A 25,892-nucleotide genomic window follows, 5' to 3' on the forward strand; every position below is an offset into this window, starting at 1 on the left:
CAAGCGGGAGAGGTTTCGCCTGTTTAGTTGAGTGTCGCGTCGAACAGGTAGACCTTTTCATCCGGGCGCGGGCTCCAGTTGACGCGGTTGGACACGCCATAGAAGTCGGGCTGGAAGTAGAGGTGCAGCCAGGGGCCATCGTCGTAGAAGACCTGCAACATCTCATTCACGATCTGCCGCGTTTCCTCTTCGGACTCGGCGTTGCGGATGTCTTCCCACCGGTCAAACCAGCGCGGATCATCCCAGTGGGTGTAGTTGGTGCCGGAGTCCACGGCCGCGAGGTCCGTCATGTCGTAAAGCGGGCTCCAGAGTGCGCCACCGGACCCGATGAAGTAGAGGGGCCCTGCGTTGCGCTCGCGGATGATCGGAATGTAGACGCTGGACCATTCCATGATCTGCAAATCTACATCCAGACCCACATCCCCCAGCATCTGGGCAATCGCCTGCACCACGTTGGCGTCGTTCAGGTAACGGCCCTGGCCCGCCTGGAACGCGATGGAGAAACGGGTGCCATCATCGCCACGGGGCCAGCCGGCCTCGTCCAGAAGCTGTTCGGCCAGTTCGGGATCGTAGGGGTAAGGCTCGATGTCCGGGTGGGCATTGGACGGGTTCACAATGCCCGTCATTCGCTCACATTCGAAGTTCAGGAGCGCGGAGCAGATCGTCGGCACGTCGACCGCATATTGCAGGGCGCGGCGCACGTTCGGATCCTGGATCGCGTCACCACCGGGTTCCTGTGCCATGGTCTCGGACAGGTTGAAGCCGACGTACATGCGACGGGTGCCCTGGATCGGGTTCACTTCCGCCACGCCAGAGGCGTTGATGACGTCCATCTGATCGGGGGCCACGTTGGTGATGATGTCGACGTTGCCCGCCATCAGCTCTGCCGCCCGGGTCGAGGCTTCGGGGATGATCCGCCAGATGATATTCTGCACGCCGACGTCAGCGCCTTCAACGGCTTCCAGCACGACCTCGGAGCCGCGACGCCATTCGACAAGGCGGTAAGGGCCGGACCCCACGGGGTTACTGGCAGCCTCATCGAGGGTCATCGCCTCGTAGCTGTCCATGCAGTGGATCATCACTTCGGCGATCAAGCCGAAGGCGATGGGGTTGGGGGCGCCAAGGTTGACCTGCACCCGCAATTCGTCCAGCGCTTCGGCGCTTTGGAAATCGATGGAGGAGAACACGAATCCGGGGGTGTTGCCGGTGAAGGCGTTTTCCGGGTCAGCGGCGCGATTGAACGAGTAGGCCGCATCTTCGGCGGTCAAGGCTTCGCCGTCGTGGCAGGTCAGCCCCTCGTTGAGGGTGTAGATATAGCCCATCCCATCCTCGGTGATTTCGAGGTTGTTGGCCAGGACCGGCACGGCCTCGCCCGAGCCGCTCATCGTGTAGAGCGTCCCGAAGATGTGGCGCGCGACGTTGGAGTTGTCCCGCGACGAGATTGGAGCAGGGTCCAGCGTGCTGATGTCGGTGCTGAGGCCCACGACAATCGTGTTTTCCACTTGCGCAAAAGCCCCCGTGGTCAGGGCAAGACTTGCAGCACTGGCTGCAAGCATATGGTGTAGTCTAGGCATTCGCTTTCCTTTCACCTGTTGAGTGGTCTTCGGGGACTGTTTCGCTGTTTGGCAGTCTTTTCAGTCCGGGTTGTGGCAACCTCGAAGTCCATCCATCGGCGGCAGGCGCGTCTTGTCTGGTCTTCGAAGGTTACAGGGCTTCGGCAATGGTCGCCGGGTCAAAGGCGGCCAGAATGCGGGTGTGGTCAGAAATCAGTTTGATGGCGCGGTCGGCATCTCCGTCGGCAATGGCTTGCACGATGGGCGGGTGATTGCTGGCAACCTCGGCAAGGTTGCGTTCGTCGCGGTTGCGCAGCGCCATGATCTGGTGAATGCGCAGGTAAAGGTTCTTCCACGACGCCAGCAGCAGGTCATGGTCGGCCAGCCGGATCAGGGCGTGGTGGAAGGCTTCGTCGGCCGCCACGAGGGCGGCGAAGTCATCGGCCTCGGCGGCGGCGATCATCTCATCGCAATGGGCGCGCAAGTCATCAAGCGGCGCGCCGTTTTCCAGGATACGGCGCACGGCCATCACCTCGAACACCTCGCGCAGGGAATAGGTCTCGCCCACCTCGCGGGCGGTCAATGGTTTCACGCGCTTGCCCTTGTAGGCGATGGTTTCCACCAGGCCGTCGTTTTCGAGGATCTGGATCGCTTCACGAATTGGCGCGCGCGATACGTTCATCTGTTCGGCGAGGGCGGTTTCCACCAGTCCGGTTCCGGGCTTGAGGCGGCCGCTGAGAATCGCACTGCGAAGCCGGTCGGCCACTTGAACGCGCAAGGGCACGTTCTCGATCGGTTGCATATCGTGGACCGTCGGGTTGGCCGAAGCCTTTGGTGTCGCCATTGTCATCGGAAAGTGCCTTTCAAGTGTCTGCTTCCTGCCCTTTGACCCACGGACGCGGAAATCGCGCCGGAAAGGGGGCCAAGAGTAGAGTGGCGATACTTAAAAGAGCGCTTCACGCTTTGTGCAACCATGATCAGCAATAGAAGGGTCGATTGCATACAATCCGGGACAATCTTCAGAACAGGCGCCAGCAGAGGCGCTGCATACCGTTCTGTTGTGTGTTGTCGACAATCCATAAGTAGACACTGCTTCACCGACAAAAGACTTGTCAAGCATTCATGCGGGCAAGTGGGCCTATGCTGGCACGGATTCCGCCGATCGCTGCATTTTGTGGCCGGCGAAGCGGTGTAAGCTCAGGTGGTGTGGATGCATGCGCTGGTGTGGCCCTCGCCCACGGACTTCAGGGGCGGCACGATATTGGCGCAATCCTCGGTAGCCAGAGGGCACCGGGTGCGGAACACACAGCCCGACGGCGGGTTGATCGGGCTTGGTATATCGCCCTTCAGGATCACCCGGTCGCGGCGCTTGCCGGGGCTGGGGATCGGCACGGCGGACAACAACGCCTTGGTATAGGGGTGATTGGGCCGCGCATACAGATCGGCGACCGAGGCGATTTCCATCACACGGCCTAGGTACATCACAATGACCCGGTCGCAGATATGCTCGACCACACCCAGGTCATGGGCGATGAACAGCATTGTCAGGTTGAGGTCGGTCTTGAGGTCTTCCAGAAGGTTGATGACCTGCGCCTGGATCGACACATCCAGCGCCGAGACGGGCTCATCGGCGACGATGAACTCCGGCTCCACCGCCAGGGCACGGGCGATGCCGATGCGCTGCCGCTGACCGCCGGAGAACTCGTGTGGGAAGCGGTCCAGATGATCGCGTGACAGGCCAACCTTTTCCAACAGCGCCGCGGCGCGGTCATCATGCTCGGACACGGTGCCGATCCGGTGCAGTCGCAGGGGATGGGTCAGGATATCGCGCACCTTCTCGCGCGGGTTAAGGCTGGCGTAGGGGTCCTGGAAGATGATCTGCATGCGCTTGCGGTAGCTGCGCAGGTCCGCTGTATTCAGCCCCATGACATCGGTGCCGTCGAACTGCACGCCGCCCTCCGTGGCCTCTTCCAGCCGCAGAATGGTGCGGCCCACGGTGGTCTTGCCAGAGCCGCTTTCCCCCACAAGGCCCACAACTTCGCCTGCGTTGATGTCGAACGAAATGTCATCAACGGCCTTCACGTTGTTGACCACCCGTTGCAGCACGCCGCCGTGGATCGGGAAATACTTGCGAAGGTTTTCAACCTTGAGAAGCGGGGCGTTCATGAGGCTTGCCTGTCGCTAAGGGATAATTCACGCCAGCGGGCGCAGCGGATCTGGTGGGTTGGCGTCGCGGTTTCCAGCGGCGGCAAGGCAGCACGGCAGACGTCGGTCGCGAAGGCGCAGCGCGGGTGGAACCGGCACCCGTCCGGCAAGCTGGTCAGGGCGGGCACCGTGCCGGGGATCGCTTCCAGTCGGGTCTTGTTGATCGAGGATCCCAGGCGCGGGATCGAGTTCATCAGCCCCGCCGTGTAGGGCATGCGCGGATTGTTGAAGATGTCCTCCACGCTGGCCGTTTCGACCACTTGTGCGGCGTACATGACGACAACCCTGTCCGCGACTTCGGCCACTACGCCTAGGTCGTGAGTGATGAAGATGATCGCCATGCCGAGCTTTTTTTGCAGGTCATCGAGCAGTTCCAGCATTTGCGCCTGAATGGTCACGTCAAGCGCCGTCGTCGGCTCGTCCGCGATCAGGATGCGCGGCTCGCAGGCCAGCGCCATGGCGATCATCGCGCGCTGGCGCATGCCGCCCGACATCTCGTGCGGGTAATTGTCGACGCGGGTGGTGGGCTCTGGAATGCCGACGAGGTGCAACATTTCAATCGCGCGCGCGCGGGCTTTCTGGCGCGAGAGCTTTTCATGGCGGATCACCATTTCCGCGATCTGCTGGCCCACGGTGTGCACCGGGTTCAGGCTGGTCATCGGCTCCTGGAAGATCATGCCGATCTCCTTGCCGCGAATCTCTCGCATCTCATGCTCGCTCAGGGTGGTGATCTCTTGCCCGTGCAACTTGATGCTGCCACCCGACACGCGCCCCACGTCCTTCGGCAGAAGGCCCATGATCGACAGGCTGGTGACGGATTTACCTGACCCGCTTTCGCCAACGATGGCCAGCGTCTCGCCGGCGTGGACGTCGAAGCTGACGCCGTCGACGGCGCAAACCGACAGCTTTTTGCTGAGGTCGAAGGTGGTTTGCAGGTCGCGGACCTCCAGGAGGGGCGCGTCCGTTTGTTCAGGCGCCATGGCGTCGGTCCCTATTGATCGCTGTTCGATCTGCTGTCTTTTTCATCACCCGTGCCCCTTGGTCATGCAACTCAAACGATTGGCCTGACCGCTCTGCGTTTCCCGATTTGCCCGCTTGACGCATTGGCACCTGCATGATTTGGTTGTTATACTGTCGACAATCTATAACCTACTGTGAGAGATCGTCCAATTGATTGTCAAGCGTCCCGGAGAAGTGAATTTGGAAATGCACGACGACCAAAAGACCGGCGATGTCGGGGGCATCGATATGATGCCCAATTGCGCAACTTTGGCTTGGGCGGGGCCGCGCGGCCTGCGGCGGAGGTTTTAGGACATGTGGACATTCTTGGTCCGGCGCTTGCTACAAAGTATCATCGTGATGATCGGCGTGACGCTGATCAGCTTCATCTCACTCCAGATCGGCGGCGATCCGACGTATCTTTTCGTGTCCGAGAACGCCACCACCGAAGAGATCGAGGCCGCGCGTATTGCCCTTGGCTTTGATCGCCCGCTTTACGTGCAATACCTCAGCTACATCGGTAACGTGTTTCAGGGCGATTTCGGCAATTCACTGAGCTATCGCATGCCCGCCATGGAAGTCGTGCTGGAGGCGATGCCGGCCACGATCGAGTTGACGTTCTTTTCCCTCGTGCTGGCGATCGGCCTGTCGATCCCGCTGGGCATCTATGCGGCGCTGAATCGGGGCAAGCCGGTTGATGGCGGGATCATGACGGTCGCGATGCTGGGGCAATCGATCCCGAATTTCTGGATGGGGATCATGATGTTCCTCTACTTCGGCCTCTATCTGGACTGGTTCCCAATTTCGGGCAACGTCCCATTCCTGGAGCCGCTTTTCGAAGGCGAGTTCCGCGAGGCTTTCACCAATCTTCCCAGCACTTTGCACCACATGGTGCTTCCCGCGCTGGCGGTTGGCACCTACACGCTGGCGCGTAACGCGCGGCTGGTGCGCTCGTCGATGTTGGAGGTGCTGCAACAGGATTACGTGCGCACCGCGCGGTCCAAGGGCATTTCCGAGCGCCGCGTGGTCGTGAACCACGCCCTGCGCAACGCCTGGCTGCCCGTTGTCACCATGATAGGGCTGGAGTTCGGGTTCCTTCTGGGCGGTGTCGTGGTGGTGGAAACGGTGTTCTCCTATCCCGGCATCGGGCGGCTGGTTTTCAACGCGATCAACCAGCGTGATATCCCGGTCGTGCAGGCCTCGGTCATCTTGCTGGCGGGAATTTTCATCCTTTTGAACCTGATCGTCGATCTGATCTATGCGCGGCTTGATCCGCGCGTGAAACTATAGGGGCGTGCGCCATGGCTGAAACAACACCTGCGCCCAGTGCCGCGTCGACCCAGGCGGTAGGCGGCATGGCCTCGTCCTACCGTCGCAAGGAGCTGCGCCGCGCGTTCCAAAGCATGCTCACCAGCCGGTGGGCCCTGATCGGGATGCTGATCCTGTTGCTGGTCACCTTCGTGGCGATCTTCGGGCCGTGGCTTGCGCCGTTCGATCCCAATCGGCAGAACCTGATCATGCGCCTGCGTGAACCCGGAATGCCGGGGCAGGGCGACCTGACCTATTGGCTGGGGTCTGACCAGTTGGGCCGGGACGTGCTGTCGCGGCTGTTATACGGCGCGCGGGTGTCATTGCTGGTCGGCGTGGCGGCGATTGCCGTGGGCGGAACGCTGGGCACGATCGCGGGCCTTGTCTCTGGCTACTTCGGCGGGTGGATTGATGATGTGATCATGCGTCTGGGCGATATCCAGCTGGCGTTTCCCTTCATCCTTCTGGCGATCATGTTTCTTGTGGTTCTGGGGCCGGGCCTGGTGAACATCATCCTTGTTCTGGGGATCGGGCAGTGGATCACCTATGCCCGAATTGTCCGCGCGCAGACCCTCAGTCTGCGGGAAAAGGAATACGTCGAGGCCGCACGCGCCATGGGCGACAGCACTTTCTCCATCCTGTTCCGCACCATTTTGCCCAACATCATCGCGCCGCTGACCGTCATCGCGTCGTTCAACGTGGCCGGTGTGATCCTGTCGGAGGCGGCGCTGTCGTTCCTTGGCCTGGGCGTGCCACCCGATGTGCCGACTTGGGGTTCCATGCTGTCGGAAAGCCGCGATCACCTGTTGTCCAACAAGTGGTGGATGGCGGTGTTCCCGGGCCTCGCAATCGTGCTGACGGTGCTGGCCTTCAATATCATCGGTGACTGGCTGCGCGACTTCCTTGACCCACGTTTGAAAGAAAACGGCTAAGACGATTGCGCCTCGCCCGCGTCTGTGGGCAGGTCGTCGAAGGAGCCATAATTGACGCTGTAGAGCTGCGCATAAAGGCCCTTATTGGCGATCAGCGCGTCATGGTTTCCCTGCTCCAACACCTCGCCCGCTTGCAGGACGATGATCTTGTCGGCGTCTCGAATGGTGGCGAGACGATGGGCGATCACAAGGCCCGTGCGGCCCTTGAGCAGCGTCACAAGCGCCTTCTGGATAAGCATCTCGGTATAGCTGTCGATGCTGGCAGTCGCTTCGTCCAGAACCAAGATCCGGGCATCGGCCACCAGCGCGCGTGCAAAGCTGACCAATTGGCGCTGACCCAACGACAGGGTGCCGCCCCGCTCGCCCATCATCGTCTGATAGCCCAAGGGGAGGGCCATGATGAAATCATGGGCGCCCACGGCCTTGGCAGCGGCTATGACGTCTTCTTCGGTCGCGTCCTGCTTGTTGTAGCGGATGTTTTCCAGAAGCGTGCCGCTGAACAGGTATGGCTCTTGCAGGACCATCGCGATTTCGCGCCCGAGCGAGGCCAGCGTCAGGTCGCGCACGTCGGTGCCATCGACCAGAACTTGACCGCCCTGGACGTCGTAGAAGCGGTTGAGCAGCGACATCGCGCTGGATTTTCCCGATCCCGTGGGGCCGACAAGGGCCACCGTCTCGCCGGGGTTGATGGTGAAGCTGACATTTTTCAGCACCGGATGGGCCGGGTTGTAGCCGAAGGTCACGTTGCGAAACTCGACCGCGCCTTTCGTGCTGTGGGGCAGGTCCACGGCGTCAGGCGCGTCGGCGATATCAACCGGGACATCGAGCACATCGATCAACCGCTGGCCCGAGGCCATGGCCCGCTGCATCACCGAATACTGCATGGTCAGCGACCGGATCGGATCGAAGAAGCGCTGGATGTAGAACAGGAAGGCGACCATCACGCCGACCTCCAGCCGTTGGTCCAGCACCATTGATCCGCCGACGACCACGACCACCGCCATGGCGATGCCTGTCAAGCTATCGACGATGGGCACCATGACTTGCGCGAACTTCGACGCGGTGCGATGCGCCATCAGGGTGGCGTGGGCCTTGTCGGTGTAGAGCGCGAAATTCACCTGCTGTCGGTCCATGCCCTGCACCGTGCGCACGCCGTGGATCGCCTCGGCCAGGGCGCCGTTGGTGACGGAATTGGCGATATGGGCATCCATGAACGCGACGCGCGCGCGCGGCAACCAGACGATGCGCACCAGAAACAGGATCGGCAGCACGCACAGGGTCAGAAGCCCAAGCTGCACATTCAGCCACAGCATGGAGGCGATGATGCCGAATAGAAGCACGATATCGCCCACCGACAGCACAGAGGTCTCCAGAAACTCCTGCATCGCGTTCACATCGCCTTGCAGGCGCGACATCAGGCGGCCTACTTCGGTCTTGTCCATGAAGCTGAGCGACACGTCCTGCAAATGGCTGAACATGGCGGTGCGAATGTCGAACAACACGTTCTCCGCCGCCTTGCCCACGACGCTTTCCTGCACCCAGGCCGCGCCGTAATTCAGCGCGATGGCGCAGGCGAAGGCGATCATAGCCGTGCGCAGGGCGGCTTGCCCCGCCGCATCCGCCACAAGGCCGTTGTCGATGGCATAGCTGATGATCAACGGAATTGCGATTTGCGTTGCCGTGAAAACCAGAACGGCAATGACCGAGATGATCAGCTTGCTTCGATAGGGTCGTACGAAATCCCAGATCCGCGACACGATGGTGCGGTCGAAAAGGCGGCCGAAGATCTCTTCCTCGACCCGTTGAGAGCCTACGACGGCGCGCGGCGGGCGGCGGCCATTGTCGCGGATATCGCCGCGTTCGACTTCAAGTTCCTCGCTCATGGGGTGGGCTCCTCCGGGCGGATCTGCAGATCATGCAGCGCGCGGTAGCGGCCGCCTAGGGCCAGCAATTCGGCGTGGCTGCCCTGCTCCACGATCTGGCCGTCCTCTACGAACAGGATGCGGTCGGCGTGCATCAACGAGTTCAACCTGTGCGCCACGATGATCGTCACACGCTCGCTCGCCTGGGCCTGGATGGTGGTTCTGATCCGCTGCTCGGTGCCCGCGTCCACGGCTGCCGTGCTATCATCGAAGATCAGGACCGAGGGTCGCAGCATCAGCGTGCGCGCAATGGTCATGCGCTGGCGCTGCCCACCTGAAAGCGACGCGCCGCGCTCGCCGACCACGGTCTCGTATCCCGCAGGCAGGGTGGCGATGAACTGGTGCAATTGCGCCGAGGCGCTGGCGTCCGCAATCTGCGAGGGCGGGGCCCAGGGATCTCCGTAAGCGATGTTGTTCTCAAGGCTGGTGGTAAACAGGAAGGCATCCTGCTGCACCGCCACGACAGCATGGCGCAGGGACGCCAGCGTGACATCGCGGATATCCTGCCCATCGATGGTGATCGCGCCCTCCGTCACATCATAGAATCGCGGGATCAAGTGCGCGATGGTCGACTTGCCGCTGCCGGGTGGCCCGATCAGGCCGATGGTCTCGCCGCGCTTTGCCGTGAAGCTAACACCCTTCAGCGTCGACTTCGACGCGCCGGGATAGGTGAAGCCTACGTTGTCAAAGCGCAGCACGCCTTCGCTGATCTCCACGTCTTGCGCACCGGCCGCATCGGTGATGGCAAGGTCCAGATCCAGCAGCGCAAAGACCCGCTCGCCACAGGTAGCAGTGCGGGCGAAAGAGTTGACCAGCATCCCCAGCTGCCGCACCGGCATTTGCAGGATCGTCATGAAGGTCAAGAACGAAGCCAGCGTACCGACGGTGATCTCATCGGCCATGACCTTGCCGCCGCCGATCCACAGAACCAGCCCCATCGCGACCAGGAACGAGAACGTCATCATCGAGGTGTTGCGCACCCGGATATCGACGCGCTCGTGCGCCAGCTCCAGCGCGCTTTCCGAGGCTACAGCGTATTTCGCCATCTCATGGGGTTTGGCGGCAAAAGCGCGGACGACGCGGATACCGCCCAGGTTTTCCTCCATCACGCGGCTAAGAACGGACAGGCGATTTTGCAGCTCCAGCCACGTCCCGCGCAGCTTCAGTTGCGTCACGGACGACCGCCACGCCACGAACGGCACGAAGCTAAGCGCCAGAAGGCCCAGCACAAGGTCGGTCGACAGCAGCAGATAGCCGCCAATGCCGATCAGCATGCTCAGAAGGACAATACGAATAAGGCCGGTGGAAAAGAACATCCGTACCGCCTCCAGATCCAGCATGCCAAGCGTGATCAGATCGCCCGAGTGCATGCGGTCGTGAAACCCGAAGCTGAGCCGCTGGATCTTCTCGTAATAGGCCAGCCGCAGGGAGTAGCCGACGTTGTGGCCGACACTTTCGCTGAAGTAGTTCTGGAAGACCGTGAACGTCCCGCGCGCGATCCAGACGCCAAGCACCAGCCACGCCGTGGCCCAGAGGGCAGAGGTCGCGGCCTCGGCATTGGCAGGATCGGAGACAAGCGTCTGCGTTTGATCCACCGCGCGGCCCAGAAGCAGAGGGACCAGCAACTGCAAGCCCGACGCGATGATCGTCGAGCCGATCGCGATGATGACCATGCCGGGCGTCCGCCATGCCAATGCCGTGACCCGCTTGATCGTCGCCAGCCCGCTTTTCCAGCTAACCGTATCGGTCGGGCGCATGATCTCGGTCGGCGAGGGCATTCCGGTGCTCCTGTGGGGCCTGCCCCGACGCGGGGCCTGCCGTTTTGGTGGTTCGTGTGTCAGCGCGCGCGCTGCGGCGTGACGTATGCTCCGGCCCTCTGTGAGCCGGTCACGGTGCCATCCTGAAACACCGTGTTTCCGGCCAGGATCGTCTGCGTGACGCGCCCGCGCAGGCGGCGCCCATAAAACAGATGCGCCACCTCGCGGGCATGGGTGTGCAGCGTCTCGGGAGAAAACGTCGTCTCGCCCGCTAGATCGGCGATGGTCACATCGGCCGCACTTCCGGGCAAAAGGGCACCCTTGGACGGGTAAAGCCCGTATCGCTTCGCCCCATTGGCACACATCAGATCATGGGCGTGTTGCAAGGTCAATTTGCCCTGCGCCACGGCGTCCAGCATCGCGGGCACGATGAATTCGATCCCGGGCACGCCAGGGGGGGCGGCAGGGAAATTCCCTTCGGCCGCCTGTTTTTCGGCCTTGGCGAAGGGGGCATGGTCGGTGGTGACATAGTTGATTGTGCCGTCGGCGATCGCCTCCCACAGGGCGTCCTGGTCGGATTGGAACCGGATCGGCGGGTTCACTTTGGCGTAGATGCCCGCCTTCGCGACGTCATCTTCGGTGGTGAAGAGGTATTGGGGGCAGGTTTCAGCGGTGAAGTCGCTGGTGCCCTTGAAGGCGCGCAGAACGGCGACCGTTTGCGCGTTGGTGACATGGGCAATGTGCAGTTTCGCCTGCGCGGTCATGTTCATTGTCAAAAGCTTGGCGACGGCGACGGATTCGCAGATCGCCGGGCGCGACTTGTTGTGCGTGGCGGCATCAGAAGGGTCTAGGGCCTTCGCGGCCTCCTCAAAATGCGCCAGAAGCTGCGCGCTTTCAGCATGGACCACGATGGGCAGGCCGGTGTCGGCCAAAAGCGTAAGCGCGCGCAGCTGGTCGGCCTCGTCCGGGAAGGCCAGGCCTTCGAATTCATCGGCACGGCCAGCGGGGGAGGGGGTGGTGAAGATCTTCCAGGCGATGCAGCCGATCGCCATCATCTTGTCGCGGCTGGCCTCGGTCAGATCGCCCGGCGCGGCATAGAGGGCGAAGTCGATGACGGCATTTTCCGCGAAGTGATCGCGCCTGCGGGCGAGTTCCTCTGGGGTCGAACAACAGGGTTTGGAGATTGGCATCTCGAACAGGGTGGTGACGCCGCCCGCCGCCGCGGCGCGAGTTTCCGACAGGACGGTGCCGCGTTCGGGGTAGGCGGGCGCGCGGACGTGAAAGTGGATGTCGACGATGCCGGGCAGCACGGTTTTGCCCTTGGCGTCGATGGTGGCCTCTGCCTCTGGTGCGGAGCCGGGCGCGTAGACGCCCGCGACCTTGCCATCTTTCAGGCCGAGGTCAACGCGCGCCAGCCCATCGGGCAACAGCACCTCTCCGCCCATGATCAGGGTGTCCAGAGCGCTCATTTCAGGCCCAACTCTTCCAGCGCCTTGGCCACGCCGTCCAGGTTAGTCAGATGCATGGAGGCATAGTTGGGCGACAAAACCACCCCGTGCCCGCCCGCGCGGTACGTTGCCATGACCGAGCGATAGGCGATATCCGGCGTGCATTTCGCCTGATCCGCCCGAACGCGCGGCGCGTCGATGCCAAGGCCCATGAAGACCTTCGCCTTGTCGTGAACGCCGGTCAGCGCGGCCTCGCATTGGCCGTAGACGTAGGTATCGGGGTCCAGGCCGTCTTGGATCACCGTGTCGATGCCGGAGCCCTTGATACCAAGAATGCCGTCCATGATCTGCATCGCCACGGCGGGGTCGAAATCGCGCAGGATGGTCTTTTGGAAGAAGCCGAATTCCTTGTGCCAGATCTCACCGGATTGGTGCTGATAGGTGATCGGCTTGACCCAATCGGCATACATTGTCTGTTCCTCCCACGGCCATTGGGCGCGGCGGAAGAGGTTGAAATGATTGCGGTTCCAGACGTTCAGGCCAAACGGCAGGTTGGGTTTGCACCATTTGACCAGCCCGTAAAGTTCGCGGTCCAGGTCCTTGTTGCGCTCCAGCCAAAACCTTTCCCAGATCAGGAATTCGGGGTTGGCGAGCAGGGTGCGGATGAAGGTGATGAAGGCACCGTCGTCGAACTCCTTGCCGCCAAGCGCGTCCTGCATGAAGTCGTACATTGCGATGCAGCCCCGGCGACAGGCCTCTACATCGATGCCGCGAGCAATCGCTTCCGACCGCGCGGCGTCCGAGAAATCGCCGGGCGCCTGGCCCTGCATCATCTGGTCCAGCGGGCTGTTGCGCTCGTTGCACCACATGATCCCGTCGATGTCGTAGTTGCGCACCTGGTCTTCGATGATCGCGTGCATCCAGTTGCGGTAATCGGGGTTTGAGGTGGAGGGCTCATCCTTGCGGACGCCGAAGACGTCGACCTCCATACAGGTCGCCAAATTGGGGATCTCGATGTTGTTCACGGACCCATGGCCCGCGTATTTGAAGAACGGCTCCATCAGTTCGACATAGACTTTCATGTCGCGCTTGTGGGCTTCGGGGATAACGAGATCGAGGATATCGACCCCCTCCATCTCCTTATCCGTGGCGCGGAAATCCTTGATCAGCGTCTTCGTGTAATAACGCGGATCGGGGTTGTAATAGGCGCCGCCCTTCATGGTGAACGGCTCGGGCACGCCGTGATCGGGCCAGCCGTCCAGTTTATGCGCAATGCTGCGCCCGGTCTTGAGGCCAAGCCACGACACGGTGCCAAGCATCAGGACGTTGACGCCCACCCGGTCTTTCAGGGTATCGAGCACCACATCCACGCCTTCGTCGATAAAGCTGATGGGCGAGACCTGAATGCCGACGAATTTCTCTGTTGGATCGGGGGTCATGTTGCTCATGCGGAGGCTCCGTGCTTGGCGATGAATCGCTTGATACGGCCCATCGCCTCTTTGATCACCGGCAGGGGCTGCAGGTAGCTGATGCGGATGAAATCGCTGTCGGGCTCACCGAACATGTCGCCTGGAAACACCATCACGCCCGTCTCACGGAGCAGGGTTTCGCAGAAGGCCTTGGCCTTCATGCCTGTCGCCTCGATGTTGGTGTAGATGTAGAACGCCCCGCCCGGCGCGCCGTAGCTGAGGCCCGCGTCAGACAGCGCGCTCATCAGGTAATCGCGCCGTTCAGCGTAGGCTTTGAAGGTGGCCTGCATCTCATCCTGCGGGCCTGTCAGCGCGGCCAATGCGGCGTGTTGGGACACGGTGCAGGTGTTGATCGAGAGCGTATGGCGCGGCTCGGTCAGCTTTTCGACGAAATCGGCGGGCGCTGCCATATAGCCGACGCGCCAGCCGGTCATCGCGTAGGTTTTAGAAAAGCCGTTGAGCGTGATCGTCCGCTCTTTCATGCCCGGCAAAGTCGCCAGCGACAGATGCTCATGGGGGGGGTAAATCAGGGCCGCATAGATCTCGTCCGCGATGATCAGGATGTCATGCTTGATCGCGAGGTCCGCGATCTTGCGGATCACATCAGGTGGGGTCACAGCACCCGTGGGGTTATTGGGTGAGACCAGGACAAACATGCGCGTTTTGTCGGTGATGCGCTTCTCGATCTCATCCACGTCCAGCGCGAAATCGTCCTTCGGATACGTCGGCACCGGGATCGGCACGCCGCCGCACATCTGCACGGCGGTGTCGTAGGTAGTGAAGCGCGGCGAGGTGATCAGAACCTCGTCTCCCGGCGCGACCAGACCCAACATGCACAGCATGATGGATTCCTGCACACCCGCCGTCACGATGACCTCGTCCGGCGTGTAATCCAGCCCGTATTCCGCGCGCAGGTTATCGCAGATGGCCTGGCGCAAGGGCGGCAGGCCGGTGGGGCCAGTGTAGTGGTGCTGGTTGTCGTCCAGTGCCTTTTTCGCGGCCTCCACGATGTGCTTGGGCGTATGGAAATCCGGGTCACCACGCCCCAGCGCGATCACGTTGTCGAGGCCGCTGGCGATCTCCAGCATCTTGGTGCGAAACGCGCCGTCGTCCTCGATGATGCGCGGGGCCGTGCGGTCGTGCAGAAGCGATCCCATCAGTGCATCCTCTTTCCATCGATGAAGGTCATTTCGACCTTCTCAAGTGCTTTCAGGTCTTGGTCGGGCTTGCCGTCCACCACGATCATGTCGGCCAGTTTTCCGGCCTCCAACGTGCCGAGCGTGTCGCCGAACCCATTCAGCACCGCGGCCCGTGCAGTAATGGCGCGCAACGCGTCGAGGTTGTCTGGGCAAACGCCCACCTCCACCATAAAGCCCAGTTCCGGCACGATCCGGTCATGCTCTACCGCCGGGCTGCCTGCGTCGGTGCCAAAGACAATCGGCACGCCCGCATTCGCCGCGCGCACCAAGCCGTCGAAGCGGGACTTGTCGGCGACAGCTTTTTTGCGTTCTTCAATCTTCCATTCCGGGATGCCGAAGGCGCGAGCGATCTCTTCATTGGCCTGAATAACAAGGGCCGAGAACGTCGTGACAATCGGCAGTTTCTTGTCGAGCAGCAGCTGGATCGTCGCGTCCGTCATCGACCCGCCGTGTTCGACACAGTCAATGCCGGCCTCCGCCACGCGGGCGATACAGTCGTTGTACGTCGCATGGGCCGTGATCGGCAGGCGGTTGCGGTGGGCCTCGTCAATGACGGCGTGAAGCTCATCATCGGTGAATTCCAGTGTGTCGTGACAAGCCATGATCTTGATCAGATCGGCGCCGCCCTTGACCTGATCGCGCACAGCGCGGCGCATCTCATCGGCGCCTGAGGCTTCACGGCAGACCCAGTAGGTGTGGCCGCCGGTCTGAATGATGCTCTCACCCGATACCAGAAGGCGCGGGCCGGGGAAGATGCCTTGCGCCACGGCCTGCTTGGTGAAGAGGTTGGCGTCGTGCACGCCGAGGTCGCGGACCAGCGTTATCCCTGCGCGAAGCGATTTGAGCATGTTGCCCGCTGCCTTGTAGGCGCGAATTTCGGGGGCATCGAACATGGACTGCTGGCTGAGTTCATGGATGCCGTCCCATGACAGATGCGCGTGGCTGTTCATCATGCCGGGCATCAGGGTCTTGCCGTGGGTATCCAGCGTCTCAATCCCGGAGGGGGCATCGCCCAGCGCGCCCACGGCGGCGATCTTGCCGTCCTTGAGGTGCACGAAACCATCCTCGATCACCTCATCGCCCACGCAGGTAATGACGCGACCGAGGAAGACGCAATCGACGGCCGGAGCCTCAAACATCGGCTTGGTGATCTTCTGATATTTCCAGGCGGCGGGTTCGGGCATGGCGCAGGCTCCTCAGATGGGGATTGTTCGGGCGGAAATCGGTGTATCGGCTTGGAACCGAGAGGGGATGTCTATCTTGTCCTCGGTCACGATCATCGTGTTGATGGTTCGGTAGCCATCGAGGCCGGGTCGGTAGACCCCGGGCTCATTGGAGAAAATCATGTGGGTCTGGATCGGTGTCGCGTCTCCGGGGGCAAGCCAGGGGGCTTCGTGGCCCTCCAACCCCATTCCATGGCCGATCCGGTGGCGGATCGCGTCACCCAGGCCCGCGTTGCGCAGGGCGTCGAGCGCCGCGTCATTGGCCTGCGTGCAGGTCGTGCGGCGCGCGAGGGCGGCGACAGCGGCGTCGTTGCAGGCTTCCATCGCGGTCATGATCCGGCGCTGTTCGGGGCTGATCTCGCCCACGATCAACGTTACGCCGCTTTCGGCGTGGTAGCCGCCGAGGCTGGCGCCGATGCCTGCGATCAAGGTTTCACCCGGCTGCGGGGTGCGTTCCAGCACCGCCCCGTGGGGCAGGGCGGCGCGGGGGCCGGAATGGACCGAGGCAGTGATGCCCATAGGCGTGCCCGCAAAAGCCTTCTTGTGCTTGGCAAGCAGCGCGCCGCGCGCGTGGGCCATCGCGTCGGCCATCAGATCAGCCTCAGTCCCGCCTTGGCTGATGATGTCAGCACTCGCGGCATGGATACGGCGCAGAAACAAGTCTGCGAAGGACGCGGCCTCCACCGTCAGGGCGACTTCTTCCGGCTCTTTGATGGTGCGCGCGTCCATGGCATGGTCGTGCAGGTCCAGACGCTCCAGCTTGTTGCGCGCGGTGTCCAGAAGGGTGGCGTCCAGCGCGTCGATGGCGATGCGTTTGCGCCCGATCTGGTCCAGCATCCATAGGACGGCGGGGATTTCTCCGGGGAATTCGTCGTAGAAGCGCGCGTCACTGATCCCGATGCCTTCCGCGTTTTCCCGCTCCAGCCCCGGTAGCATCAGGATTGGGTCTCCTTCGACTGGAAGCCATACGCCCATGGGGCGTTCGTTGGCGGACAGGAATAGACCGGTGGCATAGGCGAGGTTGGGCGCGCGCAGCAGCAGCAGGCCGTCCAGTCCCGCCGCCTCTGCACGGGTGCGCAAACGGTCGCGGGCTCTGGCGTGAAAGCTGGCGTCCAGCGGTTTTGGCTCGGGCGGTTTCACAACGTGCCGCCGGTGTAGGGGCCAAGGCCCTCAAGCGGGGTTTTCAGGTTCAACTCCCGTCCCAGCGCCTGCATGTCGGCCAGCACCACGTCATCGATGGGTACACCGTTTTCGGACTTGGTGGCGGTGCGCCGCGCTTCTTGCTCACCAGGCACGAGGATCTCGTCAAAGCCGGGACGCAGCGCCCGGGTCTTGGCCATCTGGACGAATTCACCCATGCGCGCGGCGTAGTCTTCAGGATCCATGAACCAAGAAATATCAATGGCTTGGAAGTAATGGCTCACGTCCAACTTCTTGGGGTCGGCATAGGGCGTCAGGCCAAAGCCGCCACCCGATAGAACGCCCGTCAGCGCCTCGGTCATGAAGGCCAGACCGTATCCCTTGTGCCCGCCGATCCCCAGCAAAGGCCCCTTCAGGGCGGCTGCCGGGTCGTCCGTTTCATGCCCCTCGGGCGTAATCGCCCAATCCAAAGGCATCTTTTTCCCCTCGCGGATCAGCCAGTTCATCATGCCTTTACCGGCGGTCGTGATCGCAATGTCGAGCACAGTGGGAAAGCCTTGATCGGACGGCGCGGCGATGGACCATGGGTTGGTGCCTGTGACGCCTTCGCGTCCGCCCCAGGGGGCCATTTCGGGTCCTGCGTTGGTGAAGGCGATGCCGATGCAACCATGATCCAGGGCTTGGCAGGCATGCACCGCGCTAGAGCCATAGTGGGTCGAGTTGCGCACGATCACGGTGCCGATCCCGCCTTCCTTGGCTTTCTTGATCGCCAGCGCCATGGCCTTCGACGCCGCGACAGTACCGATTCCATTGTGTGCATCCACCAGCGCCAGTGCGGGGCCTTCCTTGATCACAGACCAGCCCGCGCGGGGGTTGACCTCGCCATTGCCGATGCGCTCGTGATAGCGGCGCAGGCGGGCGACTCCCTGGCCCTGGCCGGGGTGAAAGCGCAACTCCGAGAAGATCAGCGCGTCGGCGAAGATGCGAGCGTCTTCCGCCGTCAGGCCCAACGCTTCGAACCCTTCGGAAACGAAGGCGCGCAGTTGGGCGCGGTCGACGTTGGTCATCGGAATGGGCTGGGGGATATTCTGGCTCATGCGGACAACCCCAGAATGTCGGCGATGTTCGTGCCGGGTGCGCCGAAGCAGCCCAATTGGCCTGCGGGCGCGGTCATCACGATGGTCATGCCGGGGCCATATCCGGCGCGCGGGCCGTCCGTTTGGCCGACGATGCCGATGCTCATCGCGCCGCGTAGGTAGCCGTGGTTATAGCGGCTGTCGGTGTCCTGAATCGCCACGACATCACCCAGGCGCAGGGCGTCCAGCCCATGTTCTGCCAGAGCCGCGCGGTCGGTGGACTGGATGTGCAGCGATCCGCCCTCCGACGTCAGCCCCGCGCCCGCGCCCACGAAGTGCGGCGGCACGGTCGCCACGACGCCCATCTTCAGAACGTTGCCTTCAGTGTGCTTGGGCAGCTTGTCGAACAACGCGGGCGACAGTGATTTAAACGCGACATCGGGGTGATCCGGCACGGCAAGGCCCACGCCTTCACTTTTCACCAGGATCTGGTCATCGACGGCGATCTTGCGCCGGGTCTCCATGTCGAAGTGCACGATCACTTGATCGCTGAACCGTCCTGATTTGCCGGTCACAACGCCGCGCGCGCCCTTGGCCGCACCGCTGACGATCATCGCCTCGTTACCGACGCAGGCGAATACGTTGAGGCCTCGGTTCTTGTTGGCGTCCTTATGGGCGATAGAGACGGAGGGGTGGATGCAATCGCCCGCCCACCCAAAAGCTGAGTCCCCGACGCTGACGTTATAGACGATGCCGCCGAAGGTGGGCCAGAGGAAGGCTTTGCCGTCCGCATCCAGGCGGTAGGGCTCGGCGGGCAGGCCCGAGAGCGAGGGGTTGGCAACCTGTCCCATGACAGAGACAGTAACGATATCGGCGGCGTTGGTTTGGATGCTCATGGCTCAGGCTCCGATATTCAGCAATTGGGCAAGGTTGGCGGCGGGGTCGATGGTGAAATCAATCTCACCGTTTCGCGCGGTCATCAGGGTCAGGATGCCGGGGCCGTGGCCTGTCATCACGCTGTCGCCGTGAATGCAGAGGCAAATGGACACCGCGTCCTTCCGATAGGATCGGCCCCAGTGATGGTCGGCGTGGCGGATGGCGATCACATCGCCAAGGCGCATCTGGTCGATGCCCAGTTCCGCCATCAACGCGCGGTCGCCGGACATCAGGTCCTGATCGACATATTCGGAGTTCAGTTCCGCCCCCGATCCCATGATGCGTATGGGAAGCTCCATCGCGACGTTGACGTGCAACCGGCCGTTATCCTCGGTGATCCCCAAGGCATGGAACAGACGCGGGCTCATCTTCTTCAGCGCCACGCCGGGGTAGTCGGTCAACGCCAGACCTTGCCCCTTGGTCATCACCTGAATGCGGTCGCCGGGGGCCATCAGCTCGTGCGCCTCAGGCGAGAATTGCACAAGGATGCGCGCGTGCTCACCCACCACGATGCCGCGTTCGCCCGCCGCCATGCCCGACGTCACCATCGCCTCGTTGCCGATACAGTTGAGGTAGTGCAGCGCGTGGTGGCGCCCCTGATCGGTGTCATCGTCGATGGACACGCCCGGCTCCACATGGTCGCCCGCCCACCCGAAGGCCCGATCGCCGCAGCGTACGTTGTAAGTGATCCCGTACATCCCCGGCAGGACCGTCGCGGTGCCATCGGGATGAGGGATGTACTGCCCGGGACGAACCGCAGGCGTAGTAATGACACCCGATACGGCCATCTCGACCAAGGCGTCCTCATTGGTTTTCAAACTGGACATAGGCAACGCGTCCTTTGCGGGCAGGGGCGGCAGAAAGAGACAATGTTTTGGTTTGACTCCCGGTGGCTTCCTTGCCATCAGTATATTGTCGACATTGTGCTTGTAGGAATGAGTTACACGAGCGAAATGGAGTGTCAAGCACCCAGCGCAAAGGCCATTGGTGTCCCGGACCCAAGGCGTTCCGCATACGGTTGGAAACGAAGGAAGGCCCGAGATGAGCTATGATAATTTGATTGAAGTGACGGGCCGGGTGAACGATCTGCTCAACGCAGGATCGGTGTTGTCGTGGGATGCGCGCACCATGATGCCCAAGGGCGGTGCCGAGACGCGATCCAAGCAATTGGCGACCCTTGCGGTCGCGGCGCGCAACCTTTTGTGCTCGGACGAGACGAAGCGTGCGCTGGACGGCGCGGCATCGGACGTGGCGAACAAGGCGGACGACAGCCCCGAAGCGCGTATCGTGGCCCAGGTGCGGGAGGCGATCGACTACCACGAACGCATCCCGACGGAACTGTTGCGCCGCAAAACGGAATTGGGATCTTCCGCCCATGAAGTCTGGGCCGAGGCGCGCGAAAAGGCTGATTTCTCGCTCTTCGCGCCGGCCTTGACGACGATGGTCGATATCAACCGGGAAATGGCGCAGGCCATCGGCTTTGAGGACCACCCTTATGATGCGCTGATGTACCGGTTCGAGCCGGGGACCACGAACGCGGGTCTGGCCAAGCTGTTCGCCCGCCTGCGCGAGGGGATGATCCCGCTGGTGCGCGCGATTGGCGAGGCGGAAAAGCCGCGCTCGGATTTCCTTTTCCGCGACTATCCTGTGGATGGTCAGATGGAATTCGCGCTGAATATGGCCAAGAAGATCGGCTATGACACCGACCGGGGTCGTCTGGATACGACGGTGCACCCGTTCGAGGTGTCGTTCACCCGCAACGACGTGCGCATCACCACGCGGGTCAATCGCAACTACATGCCGATGTCGCTGTTCGGCGCGCTGCATGAAGCGGGCCACGCGATGTATGAACAGGGCGTTGATCCGGCCTACACGCGCACCCCTTTGGCCACGGACCTTATCAGCCTTTACGCCGTGGGGGGCGTCAGTTTCGGTGCGCACGAGTCACAATCACGCTTGTGGGAGAACCACGTAGGCCGGTCCCGTGCGTTCTGGAACAACCACATGGATGACATTCGCGACGCCTATCCCGGCACGCTCGATGATGTGAGCGAAGAGGAATTCTACCGCGCCGTGAACAGGTCCGAGCCGTCCTTCGTGCGGGTCGAGGCCGACGAGCTGACCTATGACTTCCACGTCATGGTGCGCTGCGAGTTGGAGGCCAAGATGGTTGACGGATCGCTTGACGTGGCCGACCTGCCCGAGGCCTGGAACGCTACCATGAAGGAGTATCTGGGCGTCGATGTGCCCGATGATGGGAAAGAGGGTGTCTTGCAGGATGTGCATTGGTCCTCGGGCCAGATCGGGACGTTCTGCAATTATACCATCGGCAACATCATGGCTGCGCAGTTATTCGACACGGCGACAGCGAAGAACCCCGGCATCCAGACCGCCTTGGACGGTGGAGACTATACGCCGCTGCGCACCTGGCTGACCGACAATGTCGCGCAGCATGGGCGCCGCTTCAGCCGCGATGAATTGCTGGAAAACGCCACGGGCCGTGCCCTGGATCCTGAGCCTTACCTGGCGCATCTCACCCGGAAATACACTGACATCTACAGCCTCGCGGCGGCCTGAAGGACACCGAACCATGACAACTGACAACACTGCGCGTCTCGCCAAACGGGTCAAACTGTCCGACGGCGCCCTGATCACCAAGATGCTCGATATCGCGGAGGGCCTTGATGACGTGATCAAGCTGGGGCGCGGCGACCCGGATCTGGACACGCCGGACCACATCATCAAGGCGGGCCAGGACGCGCTGGCCAATGGCGCCACCCATTACACGCACCCGCTTGGCATTTTGCCGCTGCGCGAAGCGATTGCCGACAATATCCGCGAATATGGCGGTGCGGATTATGCGGCGGATGAGATCATGATCACCCCCGGCGGCCAGCAGGGGATGTTCATCATTGCGCTGTCGTTGCTGGACCCGGGCGACGAAATCATCGTGCCATGCCCCGGCTACAACCCCTACGGCCAAGCGGCCGAGATGTCCGACGCCGTGGTCGTGCAAGTGCCGATGACGATGGAGACGAACTTCACCCTGACCGCCGAAATGGTCGAGGCGCACATCACGCCGAAATCCAAGATCCTCGTGCTGATCAATCCCAACAACCCCACGGGCTCCGTCACGCCCCCCGACGAGGTGCGCAAGATTGCGGAGGTCGCCAAGAAACACGACCTGATCGTGATCTCGGACGAGATCTATGCCCGCCTGACCTTCGGCAACAACACGGTCCTGCCGGTGGCGTCGTTGCCCGGGATGAAAGAACGCACGATCACGCTGTCGGGCTTCTCCAAGGCCTATGCCATGACCGGCTGGCGCATCGGATACCTTGCCGGACCGCGTGACCTCATCATGCCGATGTCCGAGGTCAACCACGCCTTCGCCATCTCCACCGCCGCCGTCAGCCAGCACGCGGCGCTGGCCGCCATGACGGGCTCTCAGCAATGCGTGGAGGATATGCGCCAGACCTATGACGCCCGCCGCGCGGCGATCTGCAAGGGGCTGGACGCCATCGGCATGGGATATGCGGAGCCGCAGGGGGCCTTCTACGTCTATGCCAATGTTGCGTCCCTTGGTCTTGGCATCACCGCCGGTGCCTTCTGCGAACGGCTTTTGGCCGAGGGTCAGGTGATGATGTACCCCGGCACGATCTACGGTGATCACACCGACGATTTCGTGCGCATGTCTATGACCCAGCCCGTCGACCGGATCGAGATTGCCATGCAGCGCATGGCAAAGGTCGTGGACAGCTTCCGCACCGAGCACAAACAGCCCGCCGAATAAGAGGACCGCACCATGAACGTGAAATCTGACAACCCGAATGTGAAAAGCATCAAGCACATGGCCTTTGCCGTTAGCGATGCGGAAAAGGCGTTGGAGGCTTACGCCAAATTCCTCCACGTGCCTGCCGATACCGAAGTCATTCATTTCCCCAAATCCGGCAACAAGGTCGCCTTGTTCTATCTGGGCGGGATCGAATACCAGCTGTGCCAATCCACTCAGGAAGGCGGGCGGTTTGACGCCTGGATCAAGGAGCGTGGGGCCGAGGGCCTGCACCACATCTGCTACGAGGTCGACAATATCGACGACGCTCTGGCCCACGCGCAGGAACAAGGCGCGTCCCTGCGTGAATGCAAGGCCTGCAAGAAGACCGGATCCCATGCGCATCCTGAAGGCTGGGTCGCGTTCCTCGACAATGATGCGGGCGGGATCGAGATCGAGTTCATGCAGGTCTATACGCCCGAGCAACTGGCGGCCTATGAGGCATCGGGGGCGGAAGCGGTATGAGCACGAAAAGCGGAGAAAGCGTAACGGTCGGCACGGCCACGGCGGCGCCCGGCGAAATGGTCCGCGGCGCGATTGCGGCGGGCGATCTTGCGGGCGGCGTGAAGGTGGAAATCCCCGTCGTCGTGATCAACGGCGCAGGGCCGGGGCCGACGTTCTGGGTCAACGCTGCCATTCACGGGGATGAGCCTGAAGGGCCATTGGCCTGCGCCTTGGCCGCAAAGCAGATCGACGCCAGCAAATTGCGCGGCGCGGTCGTCATGGTGCCTTGCGTGAACCCATTGGCGTTTTCAGCGGCAGAGCGGGGCAACCCCCTCGATACCTTCACCTACGACATGAACCGGATCTATCCCGGCAAGCCCGATGGTTACTTCAGTGACCGCGTGGCCGACGCCCATTGGCAAGCGATGAAAGACGTCGCGGATCTGGAAATCTCCATCCATTCCGGTGGCGCGCATAGCTTCCTCGACAAGGCGATTTTCGTGGATGAGCGCCCCGAAAGCGTCGAGTTGGCGAAGGCCATGGGCGAGGGCTGGGGCTGCATCATGTCCAACTTCACCAAGGCCGGAAGCCCGATGGCTGCGATGAACAACGCAGGAAAAGTGGGCATCACCGTGGAGCTTGGTGGGCGCTCCTACACGTCGCCCGAGCGGTTCCGGTATGTGGGTAAGGAACTGGCGAAATCCATCCTCAACATCTGCTACCACTACGACATGCTGGACGGCACGGCGACCTATCCGAGTGACGCAACCAAGGGCCAGCAAGAGGCGCTGCTTGCACCAGCGTCGGGCATCTTCCTGCCGGAGCCGGGCGTCGATTTCCTGACGATGATGAAGAAGGGCGACACGATCGCGCGGATCATCAACATCTTCGGTGATGAGGTCGGCGTGCTGCACGCCCCTGCCGACGGCATGTTCTTCGGTCTGCGCGCGTTGCCTAACGTGAACCAGGGCGATTGGTGCTGCTTCTTCAACAAGGTGGAGGGCCCCCGTGACTGACCCTTTCGAAACCGGAGCCCTCTTTTGAACCGCGCCCGCGATCTGGCCGGATACGGCGCGCATCCGCCCGATGTCCGCTGGCCCGGCGGCGCGGGACTTGCGGTGAACTTCGTGCTCAACGTCGAAGAAGGCTCCGAGTATTCCATCGGTGACGGCGATGGCCGATCCGAGAGCGCGCTTAGCGAAGTCCGCGCCTCTCGTGTGCCGCAAGGGTCGCGCGATCTGGCGGCGGAATCGATGTATGAATACGGCAGTCGCGTGGGTTTTTGGCGGATCCACGATCTGTTCCGCGCCCGCAACCTGCCGATGACCATCTTCGCCAGTGCCCTTGCGTTGGAACGGACCCCAGACATCGCCGCCGCCATCGCCGCGACGCAGTGGGATATCTGCGCCCACGGCTACCGCTGGATCGAGGCCTATCACCAGACCCCAGAGGTCGAGGCTGATCACATCGCCCGCGCCTACGACAGTCTTCTGGCTACCGTCGGGCGCGCGCCGCAAGGCTTTTACTGTCGCTACTCCGCGTCGACGGCGACACGGGGATTAGTCGTGGCCCACGGGGGATTTGCCTACGACAGCGACGCCTACAACGACGATCTGCCCTATTGGACAGACGTGGCGGGCCAGCCGCACCTCGTGGTGCCCTATACGATGGTCACCAATGACGCGAAGTTCCTGTCGGGGGATGTGTTCTCGGGCGGAGCTTTCGGCGATTTCCTGATCGACAGTTTCGATGTTCTGCACGCCGAGGCAAAGGCCAAACCCCGCATGATGTCTGTGGGCCTGCACAGCCGGATCATCGGCCATCCGGGCCGTCTGGCAGGGCTGATCCGATTCATGGATCACCTTGCAAAACATGATGACGTCTGGGTCTGCCGCCGCGACGAGATCGCGCAGCATTGGCGCGAGGTCCAACCGCCACCGGCCCGCCCATGATGCCGCCGAAGGTCCCCTTGTTGCCCCCCGACGCCGCGGCCTTTGCGCCCTATGGCCACCTTGTGGTGCCCCCGGATGTCCCCGGCAGGCGCCAGTTCTACAGCGATACCCTTCACACCCGGCCCGCGGGCAGTGCGCCGGTGCTTCACGTCAATCACGTCCTGCCCCAAAGCCTTCCTGTTGAGGTCAGCGGGATCGAGCGGCATCCCCACGCGGCCCAGTGTTTTCTGCCCCTCGACGTGGCGCGCTACGTGGTGATGGTGATGCCCTCGGACGGTCAGGGCCAGCCCGCGCCTGAACGTGCGCTGGCTTTCCTGATGCCCGGCACCATGGGGATCAGCTACAATCCCGGCGTTTGGCACCTGGGGGCGACGGTCCTGGACAGGCCCGGCCATTTCGCCGTCTTGATGTGGCGTGGTGGACCGCAACAGGATGACGAATTCCGCACCATCGCGCCGATGACCCTCGTCGCCCAACCCTAGCGCGCTTGACTGCCG

Annotated in this window: 22 protein-coding genes; 8 read left to right on the forward strand and 14 right to left on the reverse strand. The window is 62.3% G+C overall.

The window, feature by feature from the left end; all coding sequences use genetic code 11:
- Positions 1–23 precede the first annotated feature (23 nt).
- From KUL25_RS00325 to KUL25_RS00340, 4 genes are all read right to left on the reverse strand, one after another.
- Positions 24–1,574: an ABC transporter substrate-binding protein gene (locus KUL25_RS00325; RefSeq protein ID WP_257891091.1), complete on the reverse strand. Its 1,551-nt coding sequence runs from the start codon at positions 1,572–1,574 to the stop codon at positions 24–26.
- Positions 1,575–1,704: 130 nt separating this feature from the next.
- Positions 1,705–2,397, reverse strand: coding sequence for a GntR family transcriptional regulator (locus KUL25_RS00330; protein ID WP_257891092.1), 693 nt, complete (start codon positions 2,395–2,397; stop codon positions 1,705–1,707).
- Positions 2,398–2,750: 353 nt separating this feature from the next.
- Positions 2,751–3,719, reverse strand: a complete 969-nt coding sequence (locus KUL25_RS00335) for an ABC transporter ATP-binding protein (protein ID WP_257891093.1) — start codon at positions 3,717–3,719, stop codon at positions 2,751–2,753.
- Positions 3,716–4,738 (reverse strand): ABC transporter ATP-binding protein, encoded by a 1,023-nt coding sequence (locus KUL25_RS00340; RefSeq protein WP_257891094.1) that lies wholly within the window; start codon positions 4,736–4,738, stop codon positions 3,716–3,718. Before KUL25_RS00340 ends, KUL25_RS00335 begins: the two co-directional genes overlap by 4 nt.
- Positions 4,739–5,072: 334 nt before the next feature.
- On the opposite strand from KUL25_RS00340, the gene KUL25_RS00345 reads away from it, so the two are divergent.
- Both KUL25_RS00345 and KUL25_RS00350 read left to right on the forward strand, forming a co-directional pair.
- Entirely contained in the window at positions 5,073–6,047 is a 975-nt protein-coding gene (locus KUL25_RS00345; RefSeq protein WP_068356365.1) for an ABC transporter permease, read from the forward strand.
- Positions 6,048–6,058: 11 nt separating this feature from the next.
- Entirely contained in the window at positions 6,059–6,997 is a 939-nt protein-coding gene (locus KUL25_RS00350; protein WP_257891095.1) for an ABC transporter permease, read from the forward strand.
- Here KUL25_RS00350 and KUL25_RS00355 read toward each other — a convergent pair.
- Genes KUL25_RS00355 through KUL25_RS00400 form a run of 10 tightly spaced genes read right to left on the reverse strand, consistent with a single transcriptional unit; the run spans position 6,994 to position 19,994 of the window.
- A complete protein-coding gene (locus tag KUL25_RS00355) occupies positions 6,994–8,880 on the reverse strand; it encodes an ABC transporter ATP-binding protein (RefSeq protein WP_257891096.1) in 1,887 nt (628 codons plus the stop codon). The genes KUL25_RS00350 and KUL25_RS00355 overlap by 4 nt on opposite strands.
- Complete coding sequence (locus KUL25_RS00360) at positions 8,877–10,697, reverse strand: ABC transporter ATP-binding protein (RefSeq protein WP_257891097.1); 1,821 nt, start codon at positions 10,695–10,697, stop codon at positions 8,877–8,879. Before KUL25_RS00360 ends, KUL25_RS00355 begins: the two co-directional genes overlap by 4 nt.
- 59 nt (positions 10,698–10,756) lie before the next feature.
- A complete protein-coding gene (locus KUL25_RS00365; protein WP_257891098.1) occupies positions 10,757–12,145 on the reverse strand; it encodes a dihydroorotase in 1,389 nt (462 codons plus the stop codon).
- Positions 12,142–13,572: a family 10 glycosylhydrolase gene (locus KUL25_RS00370; RefSeq protein ID WP_257891099.1), complete on the reverse strand. Its 1,431-nt coding sequence runs from the start codon at positions 13,570–13,572 to the stop codon at positions 12,142–12,144. The genes KUL25_RS00365 and KUL25_RS00370 overlap by 4 nt, the downstream gene beginning before the upstream one ends.
- A complete protein-coding gene (locus KUL25_RS00375) occupies positions 13,569–14,750 on the reverse strand; it encodes a pyridoxal phosphate-dependent aminotransferase (protein ID WP_257891100.1) in 1,182 nt (393 codons plus the stop codon). Before KUL25_RS00375 ends, KUL25_RS00370 begins: the two co-directional genes overlap by 4 nt.
- Entirely contained in the window at positions 14,750–15,976 is a 1,227-nt protein-coding gene (locus KUL25_RS00380) for a metal-dependent hydrolase family protein (protein ID WP_257891101.1), read from the reverse strand. The genes KUL25_RS00375 and KUL25_RS00380 overlap by 1 nt, the downstream gene beginning before the upstream one ends.
- Positions 15,977–15,988: 12 nt before the next feature.
- Positions 15,989–17,155 carry a M24 family metallopeptidase gene (locus tag KUL25_RS00385; protein WP_257891102.1) on the reverse strand — a complete coding sequence of 389 codons (1,167 nt, stop codon included), beginning with the start codon at positions 17,153–17,155 and terminating at the stop codon, positions 15,989–15,991.
- The gene (locus KUL25_RS00390; RefSeq protein ID WP_257891103.1) at positions 17,152–18,252 is read right to left on the reverse strand and encodes an Ldh family oxidoreductase; all 1,101 of its coding nucleotides are present in this window, start codon (positions 18,250–18,252) and stop codon (positions 17,152–17,154) included. The genes KUL25_RS00385 and KUL25_RS00390 overlap by 4 nt, the downstream gene beginning before the upstream one ends.
- A complete protein-coding gene (locus KUL25_RS00395) occupies positions 18,249–19,127 on the reverse strand; it encodes a DUF4438 domain-containing protein (RefSeq protein WP_257891104.1) in 879 nt (292 codons plus the stop codon). The genes KUL25_RS00390 and KUL25_RS00395 overlap by 4 nt, the downstream gene beginning before the upstream one ends.
- Before the next feature lie 3 nt (positions 19,128–19,130).
- Positions 19,131–19,994, reverse strand: coding sequence for a DUF4438 domain-containing protein (locus KUL25_RS00400; protein WP_257891105.1), 864 nt, complete (start codon positions 19,992–19,994; stop codon positions 19,131–19,133).
- Positions 19,995–20,208: 214 nt separating this feature from the next.
- Between KUL25_RS00400 and KUL25_RS00405 the strand changes: the two genes are divergently transcribed.
- From KUL25_RS00405 to KUL25_RS00430, 6 genes are read left to right on the forward strand one after another with little or no spacing between them, the layout of a single operon-like run.
- A complete protein-coding gene (locus KUL25_RS00405) occupies positions 20,209–21,744 on the forward strand; it encodes a carboxypeptidase M32 (protein WP_257891106.1) in 1,536 nt (511 codons plus the stop codon).
- A gap of 13 nt (positions 21,745–21,757) precedes the next feature.
- Positions 21,758–22,960 (forward strand): pyridoxal phosphate-dependent aminotransferase, encoded by a 1,203-nt coding sequence (locus KUL25_RS00410; protein WP_257891107.1) that lies wholly within the window; start codon positions 21,758–21,760, stop codon positions 22,958–22,960.
- Between the two features lie 12 nt (positions 22,961–22,972).
- On the forward strand, positions 22,973–23,464 hold the full coding sequence (locus KUL25_RS00415; RefSeq protein WP_257891108.1) for a VOC family protein: 492 nt from the start codon (positions 22,973–22,975) through the stop codon (positions 23,462–23,464).
- Positions 23,461–24,459, forward strand: coding sequence for a succinylglutamate desuccinylase/aspartoacylase family protein (locus KUL25_RS00420; protein WP_257891109.1), 999 nt, complete (start codon positions 23,461–23,463; stop codon positions 24,457–24,459). The genes KUL25_RS00415 and KUL25_RS00420 overlap by 4 nt, the downstream gene beginning before the upstream one ends.
- A 24-nt stretch (positions 24,460–24,483) precedes the next feature.
- The gene (locus KUL25_RS00425; RefSeq protein ID WP_257891110.1) at positions 24,484–25,395 is read left to right on the forward strand and encodes a polysaccharide deacetylase family protein; all 912 of its coding nucleotides are present in this window, start codon (positions 24,484–24,486) and stop codon (positions 25,393–25,395) included.
- A complete protein-coding gene (locus tag KUL25_RS00430; protein ID WP_257891111.1) occupies positions 25,392–25,877 on the forward strand; it encodes an ureidoglycolate lyase in 486 nt (161 codons plus the stop codon). The genes KUL25_RS00425 and KUL25_RS00430 overlap by 4 nt, the downstream gene beginning before the upstream one ends.
- Positions 25,878–25,892: the final 15 nt, after the last annotated feature.

The organism is Gymnodinialimonas phycosphaerae (assembly GCF_019195455.1).
Classification (GTDB): Bacteria; Pseudomonadota; Alphaproteobacteria; order Rhodobacterales; family Rhodobacteraceae; genus Gymnodinialimonas; species Gymnodinialimonas phycosphaerae.